This is a genomic window from Pseudomonas sp. AB39(2026), assembly GCF_059831485.1.
Map to the genome: position 1 here is coordinate 1,743,259 of NZ_CP195212.1, position 13,245 is coordinate 1,756,503.

General features: G+C 60.9%; 13 protein-coding genes. 6 read left to right on the plus strand and 7 right to left on the minus strand.

Annotated features, from left to right (window positions below; all coding sequences use genetic code 11):
- Positions 1-3: 3 nt before the first annotated feature.
- Genes ACSAMW_RS07730 through ACSAMW_RS07740 form a run of 3 tightly spaced genes read right to left on the minus strand, consistent with a single transcriptional unit; the run spans position 4 to position 3,054 of the window.
- Entirely contained in the window at positions 4-867 is an 864-nt protein-coding gene (locus ACSAMW_RS07730) for a carbohydrate ABC transporter permease (RefSeq protein ID WP_168086109.1), read from the minus strand.
- Complete coding sequence (locus ACSAMW_RS07735) at positions 851-1,960, minus strand: ABC transporter ATP-binding protein (protein WP_500593414.1); 1,110 nt, start codon at positions 1,958-1,960, stop codon at positions 851-853. The genes ACSAMW_RS07730 and ACSAMW_RS07735 overlap by 17 nt, the downstream gene beginning before the upstream one ends.
- Positions 1,960-3,054 (minus strand): ABC transporter ATP-binding protein, encoded by a 1,095-nt coding sequence (locus tag ACSAMW_RS07740; protein ID WP_500593415.1) that lies wholly within the window; start codon positions 3,052-3,054, stop codon positions 1,960-1,962. The genes ACSAMW_RS07735 and ACSAMW_RS07740 overlap by 1 nt, the downstream gene beginning before the upstream one ends.
- A gap of 212 nt (positions 3,055-3,266) precedes the next feature.
- Between ACSAMW_RS07740 and ACSAMW_RS07745 the strand changes: the two genes are divergently transcribed.
- Positions 3,267-5,060: a sigma-54-dependent Fis family transcriptional regulator gene (locus ACSAMW_RS07745; RefSeq protein ID WP_500593416.1), complete on the plus strand. Its 1,794-nt coding sequence runs from the start codon at positions 3,267-3,269 to the stop codon at positions 5,058-5,060.
- A 119-nt stretch (positions 5,061-5,179) separates the two neighbouring features.
- Here ACSAMW_RS07745 and cysS read toward each other — a convergent pair whose 3' ends face one another.
- Complete coding sequence (gene cysS, locus ACSAMW_RS07750; protein ID WP_500593998.1) at positions 5,180-6,562, minus strand: cysteine--tRNA ligase; 1,383 nt, start codon at positions 6,560-6,562, stop codon at positions 5,180-5,182.
- Between the two features lie 7 nt (positions 6,563-6,569).
- Entirely contained in the window at positions 6,570-8,270 is a 1,701-nt protein-coding gene (locus ACSAMW_RS07755) for a glutamine--tRNA ligase/YqeY domain fusion protein (protein WP_500593417.1), read from the minus strand.
- Between the two features lie 147 nt (positions 8,271-8,417).
- On the opposite strand from ACSAMW_RS07755, the gene ACSAMW_RS07760 reads away from it, so the two are divergent.
- Positions 8,418-8,921, plus strand: coding sequence for a peptidylprolyl isomerase (locus ACSAMW_RS07760; protein WP_168084695.1), 504 nt, complete (start codon positions 8,418-8,420; stop codon positions 8,919-8,921).
- The gene (locus ACSAMW_RS07765; protein ID WP_500593418.1) at positions 8,918-9,640 is read left to right on the plus strand and encodes a UDP-2,3-diacylglucosamine diphosphatase; all 723 of its coding nucleotides are present in this window, start codon (positions 8,918-8,920) and stop codon (positions 9,638-9,640) included. The genes ACSAMW_RS07760 and ACSAMW_RS07765 overlap by 4 nt, the downstream gene beginning before the upstream one ends.
- Here the strand turns inward: ACSAMW_RS07765 and ACSAMW_RS07770 are convergent.
- The gene (locus ACSAMW_RS07770) at positions 9,633-10,487 is read right to left on the minus strand and encodes a transporter substrate-binding domain-containing protein (protein ID WP_500593419.1); all 855 of its coding nucleotides are present in this window, start codon (positions 10,485-10,487) and stop codon (positions 9,633-9,635) included. The two genes, ACSAMW_RS07765 and ACSAMW_RS07770, sit on opposite strands and share 8 nt — an antisense overlap.
- Positions 10,488-10,642: 155 nt before the next feature.
- Here ACSAMW_RS07770 and ACSAMW_RS07775 point away from each other — a divergent pair, with 155 nt between their 5' ends.
- On the plus strand, positions 10,643-11,200 hold the full coding sequence (locus tag ACSAMW_RS07775) for a 3'-5' exonuclease (RefSeq protein ID WP_168084698.1): 558 nt from the start codon (positions 10,643-10,645) through the stop codon (positions 11,198-11,200).
- A 63-nt stretch (positions 11,201-11,263) separates the two neighbouring features.
- Positions 11,264-11,545, plus strand: a complete 282-nt coding sequence (gene ppnP / locus ACSAMW_RS07780) for a pyrimidine/purine nucleoside phosphorylase (RefSeq protein WP_500593420.1) — start codon at positions 11,264-11,266, stop codon at positions 11,543-11,545.
- 37 nt (positions 11,546-11,582) lie between these two features.
- Here ppnP and prmB read toward each other — a convergent pair whose 3' ends face one another.
- Positions 11,583-12,491: a 50S ribosomal protein L3 N(5)-glutamine methyltransferase gene (prmB, locus tag ACSAMW_RS07785; RefSeq protein WP_500593421.1), complete on the minus strand. Its 909-nt coding sequence runs from the start codon at positions 12,489-12,491 to the stop codon at positions 11,583-11,585.
- Between the two features lie 134 nt (positions 12,492-12,625).
- Here prmB and ACSAMW_RS07790 point away from each other — a divergent pair, with 134 nt between their 5' ends.
- Complete coding sequence (locus ACSAMW_RS07790) at positions 12,626-13,216, plus strand: cysteine hydrolase family protein (protein WP_168084701.1); 591 nt, start codon at positions 12,626-12,628, stop codon at positions 13,214-13,216.
- The last annotated feature ends 29 nt before the right edge of the window (positions 13,217-13,245 follow it).

The window sequence follows — 13,245 nt, forward strand, 5'->3', positions numbered from 1 at the left end:
TCCCTAGTTCCGGTCGGTGTGGGTCATGGCGGTGTAGAACACCCAGGACACCAGCAGAATGATCAGGAAATACACCAGCGAAAAGGCGGCTGCTGGCCCCAGGTCGAACTGGCCCACCGCCATCTGGGTCAATGTCTGGCTCAGGAAGGTAGTCGCGTTACCGGGCCCTCCCCCGGTCAGCACGAACGGCTCGGTATAAATCATGAAGCTGTCCATGAACCGCAGCATCACCGCGATCAGCAGCACGCTTTTGAGCTTTGGCAACTGGATGTGCCGAAACACAGCCCACGGCGAGGCCCGGTCAATGCGGGCGGCCTGGTAGTACACATCCGGAATGGCGCGCAGGCCGGAGTAGCACAGCAAGGCCACCAGGGAGGTCCAGTGCCACACGTCCATGACCAGCACCGTGCCCCAGGCATCACGGGTATGAGCGGCATAGTTGTAATCCACACCCATGGCATTCAGGCCCCAGCCCATCAACCCGATATCGCCCCGGCCAAAGATCTGCCAGATAGTCCCCACCACGTTCCATGGAATCAGGAGCGGAATGGCCATCACGATGAGCACCAAGGAGGCGCGCTTGCCTTTGGCAGGCATGGTGAGAGCAATGGCGATACCCAGGGGGATCTCGATGGCCAGCACACAGGCCGAGTAGATGAATTGGCGCAGCAAGGAGTCATGCAGGCGCGGGTCCTGCAACACCTGCCGGTACCAGTCTGCCCCTACGAAAAAGCGGCTGCTGCTGTCGAAAATGTCCTGCACTGAATAGTTGACCACGGTCATCATCGGCACGATGGCGCTGAACGCCACCAGGATGAACACCGGCATCACCAGCCACCAGGCTTTGTTGTTAGGCACCTTGTTCATTGTTGGCCTCCACCAGCAGGTCATTGGCATAGAGCATCAGCCAGGGCGCCGGAAAACTTACGGGAATCTCGCCTTCAGGCAACTGACGGTCTTCGGGCAAGCGCGCCATCAGCCGCTGCCCGCCCAGGTCCAGGGTCACAATACGGTAGGTGCCCAGGTCCTCCACGTGGCGCAAGGTTGCAGCCAGCGTATGCTCCGAAGGCGTGTCCCAGATGCGTACGAATTCAGGGCGAATGCCTAGTTGCAAGCGCTGGCCCTTGAGTTCACCCAGCCGCCCTGCCAGGCCTGCCGGCGGCGCAACCGTAATATCGCCAAAGCGCAGCCTGCCTTCGTGTTCGGTCACTTCGATCAGGTTCATGCCGGGGCTACCGATGAAGTAACCCACAAAGCTGTGCCGCGGTTTCTCGAACAGCTCGCGTGGGGTGCCGAATTGCACGATCTGCCCGCCATACATCACGGCAATCTTGTCGGCAAAGGTAGAAGCCTCCAACTGATCGTGTGTGACGTACACCATGGTGATATTGAACTGCTCATGGATCTGCTTGAGCTTGCGCCGCAGTTTCCATTTCAGGTGCGGGTCGATCACGGTAAGGGGTTCATCGAACAGGATGGCGGACACGTCATCCCTTACCAGGCCACGGCCCATGGACACCTTTTGCTTTTCGTCGGCGCTCAGGTTTCGGGCCTTCTTGGCCAGCACCGGCGTGAGCTCCAGCACCTCAGCAATTTCCTCCACTTTCTGCCGCACACGGTCAGGGGCCATGCCCTGGTTGCGCAGCGGAAACGCCAAATTGTCGAATACCGTCATGGTGTCGTACACCACCGGGAACTGAAACACCTGGGCGATGTTGCGCTGCTCAGGGGTCATTTCGTTCACACGCGTGCCGTCGAACAGCACCTGCCCTTCGGAAGGAATGAGCAAACCGGAAATGATATTGAGCAGGGTGGACTTCCCGCACCCAGACGGCCCCAGCAAGGCATAGGCACCGCCCTGTTCCCAGATATGGTCCAGTTGGCGCAGGGCGTAATCCTCCGGGCCCGAGGGCTGGCGGGCGTAACTATGGGCCAGTTGCTGCAAACGGATCTCGGCCATCAGGCAACCCTCGCCACGCGTCGGCCGGGGGCCTGCACCAGGCGCCCCCCTGGCTCGAACACGAACAGTTTATGAGTGGGGATGTACACCTTGATGGGCGCATCCACCGCGAACTCGTGCACGCCGGGCAAGTGGGCTACCAGGCGCCACTGGTCATTGCGCACATGCAGGAAGGTTTCCGAACCGCTGATTTCCGCCAGCTCTACCGTAACGGCCAGCTCCAGGTCGTCATCATTGGAAGGCACCAGGCTGATATGGCTGGGCCGCACGCCGAAGCGGAACTCGCCTTCGCCAATGCTTTGCAAATCTGCGTTAAGTGGAAAGTGGGCAAAGTCGGCGAAGCTGGTTTCACCGTCGCTGATGCGCCCCGGCAGCAGGTTCAGAGGAGGTTCGGAGAACAGTTCCGCCGCCAGCACCTCAGTGGGCCGCTGGTACACCTGTGAGGTGTCGCCGCTCTGGATGATCCGCCCCTCGTGAACAATGGTGGTAGTGCCACCCAAGGCGAGCGCTTCGTTAGGTTCCGTGGTGGCATAGACCGCAATCGTATGCCGCGCCGCGAACAGCTCACGCATTTCCAGGCGCAGTTCTTCACGCAGCTTGTAGTCCAGGTTCACCAAAGGCTCATCGAACAGGATGAGCTCGGCGTCTTTCACCAGGGCCCGGGCCATCGCGGTTCGCTGCTGCTGGCCACCGGAAAGCTCAAGGGGATGGCGTGCCAGAAAGCGCTCGATGCGCAGCATCTTGGCCGTGTTGCGCACCCGCTGATCGATCTCGTCCGCCGCCAACCGCGCCTGGCGCAGTGGCGAGGCGATGTTCTCGTACACCGTCAGGTTGGGGTAGTTGATGAACTGCTGATACACCATCGACACCCTGCGGTCCCGTACAGGCACGCCAGTCACGTCCTTGCCGTGCATCAGCACCTGCCCACCGTCAGGCTTGTCCAGGCCCGCCATCAGCCGCATCAGGCTGGTTTTGCCGGACAGCGTACGGCCCAGCAGCACGTTGAATGAACCTGCCTCGAAGCGCAGGTTGGCGTTGTCGATCCAGCGCTGCCCATCCACGATGCGGCAGACATTGCGCAATTCCAGTGCCATGGCCGGCAACCTTGTTGTTGTAATGCGCAAGCTGTAGCCACAAGCGTGCCAACCCTCACAAAAGCCCATGCCAGGGCCTGCCGCTGCGCTGGAAGGCCAGAAACTGAACAAAAGTGAACAGTTGGCGCTGAACAATTGAACAGCTGAGCTGTTGACAATGTTCAGGTTTGAACAACACTGGTGGAACAAAAAAAACCATAAAGGGCCTGGCCATGTCCCCAAACAGCAGTGGCATCGTTCACGAACACGCTATCCGCGACGCTTGGGCCCGTTCCACGGCTGCGGGGCTGAAAAGCCAGGCCTTACCCAACCACGGCTCGCCGGCGCCTCACCTGGTGGCTCAATGGCAGGCACGGCGTAGCGCGTTGCTAAGCCTTGCGCAACAGCACGTATTACCGGCCTATGCTCAGGTACTTGAACCCATCCAGGCGTTGCTGGTACTGGCTGACGAGCACGGGCGGCTACTCCAGCGGTGGGGAACACCTCGCTTCGACACTGCACACGCGCAGGCTTTCCAGCCGGGGGCCGACTGGAGCGAAGCTCAGGTAGGCTGCAATGCGCTGGGCACCGCTTTGGTATGTGGCCAAGCGGTGCATGTGGAGCACGACGAGCATTTTCTGGCGGCCAACCGGTTCATGAGCGGGTCTGCCGCACCACTCTATAACGCCGACCGCCATTTGGTGGGAGTGCTGGGCCTGTCCAGTGACAGCTTCCTGCCGCCGTCCCATACCTTGGGCACCGTAAAAATGATGGCCCAGGCGCTAGAGAACGCGCTGTTGGAGGCCCGGTTCAGTGACGCTCATTACCGCCTGGTGTTCAATACGGCCCGCAACAACCTGGACAGCCCCTGGGCGGGCATTGTGGTGGTCGATGCCGACGGCCGGGTGACTGGCGCAAACCGCCGGGCCGACACCCTGCTGGGCAAAGACCCCCGCGGGCTGCACATTGAGGGGTTGTTTAGGGTAGGCCTGGGGGAGCTGCTCAAGCGCCCGGCAGGTGTGCCGTTCCCCTTGTTAGCGGCCGGGCGTAGCCGGCTGCAATGCTTGCTTCAGCCGCCACGCTGCCCTGCTTCGCTCAAGCCGGCAGCCGTCAGCGAGCAGCAGGCGTTGATCAGCAAAGGCCTGCGGTTGCTGGAGCGGGACATTCCGCTGCTGATCTGTGGCGAAACCGGTGCAGGCAAAGACGTACTGGTCAAAGCCCTTCATGGGGCCAGCTCCCGTGCCAGCCAGCCGTTGGTCGCGGTGAACTGTGCAGCCATTCCTACCGAGCTAGTGGAGTCAGAGCTGTTCGGCTATGAAAAAGGGGCGTTCACTGGCGCCAGCCAGAAAGGCAACATCGGGCTGATCCGCAAAGCCGACAAAGGCGTGCTGTTTTTCGATGAAATTGGTGACATGCCGCTGACCACCCAGGCCCGGTTACTACGGGTGCTGCAGGAACGGGCCATACAGCCACTGGGGAGCGGCGACCCGGTCGCGGTAGATATCAGGGTTATCTGCGCCACCCATAGGCACCTGGCGGAAGCCGTGGCCGAAGGCCGGTTCCGTGAGGACCTCTACTACCGGATTGCGGGATACACCTTGCGCCTTCCCCCTCTGCGCGAACGCAGTGATCGGCGGGAGCTGATTCAAGCGATCTGGCAGCACCACCGCCAGCCCGAACAAACCGCTGGCTTCAGCGAAGCGGCCTTCGAGGCCCTGATGAATCATTCATGGCCGGGCAACCTGCGGCAATTGAGCAGTGTGGTGCAAGTAGCCTTGGCCATGGCCGATGACGGGCTGATCGAACTGGAGCACTTACCTGAGGCACTGCTGGCGCCGTTGCCCACGTCGCTTCCACCCCGTGTCGTCGAAGTCCCGGCACAAGACATCAATGCGCTGCTGCGCGCCACGGATGGCAACATCTCGCAGGTGGCACGGCGGTTGGGTGTCAGCCGCAATACCGTGTACAAGCGGCTACGGGAGTTGAATGCGGGTGCATGGCCGGCGGAGGGCGTGGCGGAGGGTTAAGCAGGGCGCCTTTTGTTCCCGGGCTTTGCCCGGTCCCACAGGGTACAACTCACGAGCGCGTACCACTGTGGGAGCTGGCGAGAGCCAGCGAAAGTCCCTTTACCTAAAAAGCCGGGCAATCAGTCCGCCAACCGCCAGGTAGTAGTACCTTTGCTGTCTTCCAGCATTACGCCCATGGCCGTGAGCTGATCGCGAATCCGGTCGGACTCGCTCCAGTTCCGGTCAGCCCGCGCCTGCAAGCGCGCCTGTACCAGCGCGTCCACTTCAGCGGCATCTACGCGCCCCTCGGCGCCTGCCCGAAGGAAGGCCTCGGCGTCCAATTGCAATACGCCCAACAGCCCACCCAGCTCACGCAGGCGACCTGCCAAGCCAGCAGCAGCGGCCGGAGCGGTGTCACGCAGGCGATTGATATCGCGCACCAGATCAAACAGCACCGCACAGGCCTCGGCGGTATTGAAGTCGTCATTCATAGCAGCAGCGAACCGCTCGACAAACGCTTCACCACCGGCAGGCGCCGCCACTGGCAAGCCCTTGAGGGCATGATAGAAGCGGTCCAGAGCACTTTTGGCATCACGCAGGCTGTCTTCGGAGTAGTTGATCGCGCTGCGATAATGGCTGGCCACCAGCAGGTAGCGCACCACTTCAGGGTGGTACTTTTCCAGCACGTCACGGATCGTGAAGAAGTTGTTCAACGACTTGGACATCTTTTCGCCGTTGATACGGATCATGCCGCAATGCATCCAGGCCTTGGCATAGGGCTTGCCCGTGGCGGCCTCGCTCTGGGCGATCTCGTTCTCATGGTGCGGGAACTCCAGGTCGCTGCCGCCCCCATGAATGTCGAAGCTGTCACCCAGGCAGCAGGTGGACATCACCGAGCATTCGATATGCCAGCCTGGCCGGCCAGGGCCCCAAGGGGAGGCCCAGCTGGGTTCACCCGGCTTGGCGGCCTTCCAGAGCACGAAGTCCAGCGGGTCCTGCTTGGCCTCTTCCACCTCGATGCGTGCACCAATGCGCAGGTCTTCGATGCGCTTGCGCGACAGCTTGCCGTAGCCTTCAAACTTGCCTACGCGGTAATACACGTCGCCGTTGCCTGGCGCATAGGCGTAGCCTTTCTCGATAAGCGTCTGGATCATGGCCTGCATGCCAGGGATGTGGTCCGTAGCACGGGGCTCCTGGTCCGGCGGCAAGATGTTCAGCCGGCGCTCGTCTTCGTGCATCGCATCGATCATGCGCGCGGTGAGGGTATCGTAGGGCTCGCCATTCTTGTGAGCGCGGTTGATGATCTTGTCTTCGATGTCCGTGATATTGCGCACGTACGTCAGGTCATAGCCGCTGTAGCGCAACCAGCGGGTGACCAGGTCGAAGGCCACCATGCTGCGGCCATGGCCCAGGTGGCAGTAGTCGTACACGGTCATGCCGCACACGTACATGCGTACCTTATTGCCCTCCAGCGGCTTGAAGGGCTCCTTGGCCTTGGTCAGCGTGTTATAGATGTTCAGCACGGCGGCATCAGCTCCAGGAGTCACGCAGGGTCACGGTACGGTTGAACACGGGCTTGCCCGGCTGGGTGTCCTTCAGGTCGGCACAGAAGTAGCCTTCGCGCTCGAACTGGAAACGGTCCTCTGGCGCGGCCTGGGCCAGGGAAGGTTCAGCACGGCAACCGGTGAGCACTTGCAGCGAGTCGGGGTTGATGTTGTCCAGGAAGGTGCCGCCTTCCTCGGATTTTTCCGGGTTGGCGGAGCGGAACAGGCGATCGTACAGGCGCACTTCACATTCCACACTCTCCTGCGCCGGCACCCAGTGGATCACGCCCTTTACCTTGCGGCCTTCAGGGTTCTTGCCCAATGTGTCCGGGTCGTAGGAGCACAGCAGCTCCACGATGTTGCCCTCGGCGTCTTTCACCGCCTCATCGGCACGAATCACGTAAGCACCGCGCAGGCGTACTTCGCCACCGGGCTCCAGGCGCTTGTAGCCCTTGGGCGGGGTTTCCATGAAGTCATCGCGGTCGATGTACAGCTCGCGTGCAAAGGGCAACTGGCGAACACCCATGTCTTCCTTCGGGTGGCGTGCCAGCTCCAGCACCTGCTGCTGGCCTTCGGGGTAGTTGGTAATGGTCACTTTCAAGGGGCGTAGTACGCACATGGCACGTGGTACGGTGCGGTCCAGGTCCTCGCGAATGCTGAATTCGAGCATGCCCATGTCCACCACGCCATCGGAACGGTTGGTACCGATCATCTCGCAGAAGTTGCGGATAGCCTGGGCGGTATAGCCGCGGCGGCGGAAGCCTTGCAGCGTGGACATGCGAGGATCGTCCCAGCCGCGCACATGCTGCTCGTCCACCAACTGCTTGAGCTTGCGCTTGCTGGTGATGGTGTAGTTAAGGTTGAGCCGGGAGAACTCGTACTGGCGCGGCTTGGCCGGGACCGGTAGGTTGTCCAGGAACCACTCGTACAGCGGGCGGTGCCCCTCGAACTCCAGGGTGCAGATGGAGTGCGTGATCCCTTCCAGCGCGTCCGACTGGCCATGGGTGAAATCGTAGTTGGGGTAGATGCACCAGGCGTCGCCGGTCTGGTGGTGATGCGCATGGCGAATGCGGTACAGAATAGGGTCGCGCAGGTTCATGTTAGGCGAGGCCATGTCGATCTTGGCCCGCAATACGCGCTCGCCGTCCTTGAATTCACCCGCCTTCATGCGGGCGAACAGGTCCAGGTTCTCTTCAACCGACCGGTCACGGAACGGGCTGTTCTTGCCCGGTTCGGTAAGGCTGCCCCGGTATTCACGGGCCTGCTCGGGCGTAAGGTCATCCACATAGGCTTTGCCCGCCTCGATCAATGTGACCGCCCAGGCATGCAACTGGTCGAAATAGCTGGAGGCATAGCGCACCTCGCCGGCCCACTCGAAACCCAACCATTGCACATCAGACTTTATGGCGTCGATGTACTCCTGGTCTTCCTTGGCAGGGTTGGTGTCGTCGAAACGCAGGTGGCAACTACCCCCGAACTCCTTGGCCAGGCCGAAGTTCACGCAAATGGACTTGGCATGACCAATGTGCAGGTAGCCGTTGGGCTCTGGTGGAAAGCGCGTCACGATGGCCGTGTGCTTGCCGGCGTCGAGATCGGCCTGCATGATTGGCCGCAGGAAGTTGGCCGGAACCACAGGCTCGGCCTTGGCGGCGGCGTTCGAAGCGTTGTCGGCGGTGGGCTTGGTCATGGAATCCTTCGAATACGATAAGGCCGGCCAATTGAGTGTAGGCCGGCTAAAACAAAGCCCGTATCATAGCCCAACCAGTCAAGGCACTGACAGGGCGTCGCGGTAAAACGCGGGTGCCATCTGATTTTTTGAAAAGAGTGAATAGTTATGTCCAAGGTTAAGCTGACTACCAATCATGGCGACATCGTGCTGCAACTTAACGCAGACAAGGCGCCTGGCACTGTTGCCAACTTTGTCGAGTACGTGAAAGCCGGCCATTACGAGAACACAGTGTTCCACCGCGTGATTGGCAACTTCATGATCCAGGGCGGCGGTTTCGAACCGGGCATGAAAGAAAAAACCGACAAGCGCGCACCTATCAAAAACGAAGCCAACAACGGCCTGCCCAACAAGAAATACAGCGTGGCCATGGCCCGTACCATGGAGCCGCATTCGGCGTCCGCACAGTTCTTCATCAACGTGGCCGACAACAGCTTCCTGAACCATACCGCACCGACCACTCAGGGCTGGGGCTACGCTGTGTTCGGCGAAGTGATCGAAGGCCAGGACGTGGTCGACAAGATCAAAGGCGTCAAGACAGGTTCCAAGGCCGGCCATCAGGACGTGCCCACCGACGATGTGATCATCGAGAAAGCCGAGATCATCGAGTGATACTGCTGATCTCCGATCTGCATTTGCAAGAACAGCGCCCGGACATTACCCGGGCGTTTTTGCACTTCCTCGAAGGCCGGGCGCGCAATGCCGAAGCCCTGTACATTCTGGGGGACTTTTTCGAGGCCTGGATTGGTGACGACGCCATGTCGCCGTACCAGGCCCACATCTGCCAGGCGTTGCGGGCATTGTCCGACAGTGGCACCCGGGTGTTCCTGATGCATGGAAACCGGGACTTTCTTATCGGCGAAGCCTTCTGCCGCGCAGCGGGCTGCACATTGCTGAGCGACCCGTGTGTGATCGACCTGGACGGGGAAAACGTACTGCTGATGCACGGTGACCTGCTGTGCACGCGAGACGAGCACTACCTCAAGTTGCGCCGGGTGCTGCGCCACCCGCTCACCCTGTGGACACTACGGCATCTGCCTGTGGGCTGGCGGCAGAAGCTTGCCCGGCGCCTTCGCAGCCAGAGCCGTGCCCAAACCCGAATGAAGGCCAGCGATATCGTCGACGTGACCCCTGCGCAAGTCCCTCAGGTGCTCAGCCAGGCGGGTGTCACCACGCTGATTCATGGCCATACCCATCGCCCTGCCGTGCACAAGCTGCAAGTTGGCCAGGCGCCGGCACGCAGAATCGTACTAGGGGACTGGGATCGCCAAGGCTGGGTGCTGGAGTGGGACAGGCAAGGCGCAAGGCTGGAGGCTTTCGAGCTTACCTAGCAGTATTGTCGATCACCGCCTTCCCTTCTGTGGGTGCTACCACGTCAATATGATGAGGCGCGAACAGCCTCAGCATGTCGCCATTGGCATGAAGCTGCTCAAAGTAGCCGGCCAGCTCTGGACCTGTGATCGGTGCCCGTGGCCGCACCAGCGCGTAGTGATGGTAGCGTTGGTCTGTACGCTGGGACACCAGCAACGCGCTTCGTAGCTGAGGGTAATGGCTATAGAAGTCCACCAGGTAGGAGCGTGTCACCAGGGCGATATCAGCGCGGTCACGGGCCACCATTAGCAAGTTGCTGTCGTGGGAGTACGTCAGGCTGGCTCGGTAGTGCGCCATGAGAAACTCCGGTGAGGCTTCGAAACCCGCGAACGCATAGTGATAGCCGCTGTAGAGCGCCAATCGCTTCCCGCTCAGGTTTGTGAAGTACCCCTCATCACGGCCCTCAATATTGCGTGCAACGAACACCTCAGCATCCTCCAGCCCCATGTCCACGGCGGTATGGGAGATGGCTTGCCACCCCCACTGGGGGTTCTCGAAAATGGTGATGTCTACCCTGCCCTGGCGAAAGTCCTGGAACCGCCTAGGCAGCGCGGTGGGCACCAGAACGAAGGTGAACCGGTCCTGGACCTTGTTCAACTTTGCGAGCAGCTCCGGCAGCAGCCCAGTGTCAGCGCCGGTTTCGGGGTGCACGGCATAAGGCGGAAAGTGTGCGGCAGCAACGCGGACCGTTTCACGCGCCTGGGCCAGTAAAGGGGCGCACACGGCGCCGAGCAATGTCACACATACGAGGGCAGCACGCCAAGGCTTGGTGAACACAGGGTAGGCTCCGGCCTGGGTGATCGTCATAAATTAGGCGTTTTTATAGCATCAGACAACATGGGTGCGTCGCCTGCCTTTAAGCCCAGGGCCATTCTGTCGCCTTCGGTTGCAATCGGCAGGTACCGGAACCTTACGAGGTTGGCTAGGCTCTGTGTCAAGGATGTTTATGGAAGGGGCGACACATGCCGCACTGGCTGGTCATTGACCTGGAAGCCACCACCGATGAAGGCGGTTGGCCGGTCGAAGAAATGGAAATCATCGAAATCGGCGCCTGCCTTGTCAACCGTGACGGGCGGGAGCTGGACCACTTTCAACGGTTCGTTCGCCCACAACGGCGGCCTTTGCTGACACCGTTCTGCAGGGCGCTGACCCACATTACCCAGGCCGACATTGATGCCGCCCATGGCCTGGTGCAGGTATGGGAGCAATTCGAACGCTGGCTGGTGCATTTACCCACGCCATTGGCAGGCTGGGTGAGCTGGGGCGATTACGACCGTCAGCAATTTCTACTGGCGTGGCGTGAGTATGGCCTGGCCACAGAACTGGCGGGCATTCCTCACGTGAACCTCAAGCAGCGGTTTGCCAAGGCTCGCCAATTGCCACGGCCTACTGGCCTCAACAGCGCGCTGCAACTGGCAGGCTTGCACTTTCAGGGTAGCCAGCACAGAGCATTGGAAGACGCACGAAATACGGCCAGGCTGCTGCCTTTGGCGTTACCTGAACAGTACAAAAGCGGGTGACGCCCCTAACCCGCTTGGGCATACTGGCCCACTGTCTTCAGCCCAAGCGATAGGAGTCGCCCCATGTTCAAGGTCAATGAGTACTTCGACGGCACCGTCAAATCCATTGCGTTCGAAAACGCCGAAGGCGCCGCTACCGTTGGCGTGATGGCGGCAGGTGAATACGAGTTCGGCACCGCTGCCCGCGAAATCATGCACGTGTTGTCCGGGGCCCTGGAAGTGAAGCTGCCTGACAGCACCGACTGGGAAACCTTCGAAGCCGGTACCCAGTTCAATGTACCTGCCAACAGCAAGTTCCAGCTCAGGGTAGCCTCAGACACCGCCTACCTGTGCGAATACCGCTAAGCGTGGCGCCTGCCGCACGCCACGCCTGATGCCTCACTCACACCCGTGAGGCAAACAGCGCCTGGTGATCACGGCACTGGCGCGCTGTAAGCCCAAACACACCATGGCCACCGTGCTCGAACTCGAACCAGATGAAATCCACCTCCGGGTATAGGGCTTCCACGTGGCATTGGCTGTTGCCCACCTCAACCACCAGCAGGCCCTGCTCGGTCAGGTGATCCGCCGCCTCGGCCAACATGCGCCGCACAAGGTCCAGGCCATCGGCGCCACAGGCCAGGCCCAGCGCAGGCTCGTGGTGGTACTCTGCCGGCATATCGGCGAAGTCCTCGGCGTCCACGTAGGGCGGGTTGGACACGATCAGGTCGAAGCGCTGTTCTGGCAGGCTCTGGAACCCATCCCCTTGCACCGTAAACACCCGCAATTCGAGGTCATGCTGCTCGATATTGTGGTTGGCCACTTCCAGGGCTTCGAACGAGAGATCGGCCAGCACCACCTCGGCTGCCGGGAACGCTTGGGCGCAGGCGATGCCGATGCAGCCGCTGCCGGTGCACAGGTCCAGAATGCGCTCAGGTGCCCCTGCCAGCCACGGTGCAAAACGCTGGCCTATCAGCTCGGCAATGGGCGAGCGCGGGATCAGCACACGCTCGTCCACGATGAAGGGCAGGCCGCAGAACCACGCCTCGCCCAGCAGATAGGCAGCAGGAATGCGCTCTTTGATACGGCGGCGCAGCAGGTGCTGCACATGGCTGAGCTCATCCTCTTCAAGGCGGCAATCCAGGTAGCTGTCAGCGATGTCCCAAGGCAGATGAAGTGCACCCACCACCAATTGCCGGGCTTCGTCCCAGGCGTTGTCTGTGCCATGGCCGAAGTACAGCCCTTCGGCGTGGAAGCGGCTGACGGCCCAACGGATGTGGTCGCGCAGGGTGCGCAGGCGGGTAGTGATCACGACAGGCTCCTAGAAAATTCTGCTGCCGATTCTAGCAGCCTGAGGCCATGCAGGCGTGACTTCGCATCACGGTTATTCCCATATGGGCTGCGGAAGTGGAGAATATGCAAAAGCCCTATTCAAAGGAGCCCCTGATGTCCGATGTCAAGACGATGTTTCAACTCAGCGGTCGCGGTTACCCACCGTTTACCCTGAGCAATGCCACGCTGATCATTATCGACGCCCAAAGGGAGTACCTCAGCGGCCCCTTGGCGCTGTCCGGCATTGACGAAGCTGTCGATCACATCGCCCTGCTCCTGGAGGCAGCACGCAAGGCCCATCGGCCTATCGTGCACGTCAAGCATCTGGGCATTCCCGGGGGGCTTTTCGACCCGCAGGGTGAACGTGGCCGGTTCATCGACAAGGCCGCCCCGCTCGACGGCGAACACATCATCGAAAAGCGCATGCCCAATGCGTTCAACAACACCGGCCTGCATGACCTGCTCCAGAGCCTGGGGCATGTGGACCTCATCGTCTGCGGTTTCATGACCCACTCCAGCATCAGCACGACCGTACGGGCTTCCAAGGACTACGGTTATCGCTGCACCCTGGTCGAGGATGCCTGCGCAACCCGTGACCTGCCGTACAAGGGGGGTGTGTTGAGTGCTGAACAGGTGAAACAGGTGGGTATGGCGACCATGGCAGACAACTTCGCTGCGGTGGCCATGACCGCCGATGTGATCTAGCCGCCCCGCCATACGTAGTACGTCCCGCA

What these genes read in the sequence shown, in the direction of transcription:
- ACSAMW_RS07730 (WP_168086109.1), bottom strand. Translation starts at nt 867, where the DNA reads ATGAACAAGGTGCCTAACAACAAAGCCTGGTGGCTGGTGATGCCGGTG.
- ACSAMW_RS07735 (WP_500593414.1), bottom strand. Translation starts at nt 1,960, where the DNA reads ATGGCCGAGATCCGTTTGCAGCAACTGGCCCATAGTTACGCCCGCCAG.
- ACSAMW_RS07740 (WP_500593415.1), bottom strand. Translation starts at nt 3,054, where the DNA reads ATGGCACTGGAATTGCGCAATGTCTGCCGCATCGTGGATGGGCAGCGC.
- ACSAMW_RS07745 (WP_500593416.1), top strand. Translation starts at nt 3,267, where the DNA reads ATGTCCCCAAACAGCAGTGGCATCGTTCACGAACACGCTATCCGCGAC.
- ACSAMW_RS07755 (WP_500593417.1), bottom strand. Translation starts at nt 8,270, where the DNA reads ATGACCAAGCCCACCGCCGACAACGCTTCGAACGCCGCCGCCAAGGCC.
- ACSAMW_RS07760 (WP_168084695.1), top strand. Translation starts at nt 8,418, where the DNA reads ATGTCCAAGGTTAAGCTGACTACCAATCATGGCGACATCGTGCTGCAA.
- ACSAMW_RS07770 (WP_500593419.1), bottom strand. Translation starts at nt 10,487, where the DNA reads ATGACGATCACCCAGGCCGGAGCCTACCCTGTGTTCACCAAGCCTTGG.
- ACSAMW_RS07775 (WP_168084698.1), top strand. Translation starts at nt 10,643, where the DNA reads ATGCCGCACTGGCTGGTCATTGACCTGGAAGCCACCACCGATGAAGGC.
- ppnP (WP_500593420.1), top strand. Translation starts at nt 11,264, where the DNA reads ATGTTCAAGGTCAATGAGTACTTCGACGGCACCGTCAAATCCATTGCG.
- ACSAMW_RS07790 (WP_168084701.1), top strand. Translation starts at nt 12,626, where the DNA reads ATGTCCGATGTCAAGACGATGTTTCAACTCAGCGGTCGCGGTTACCCA.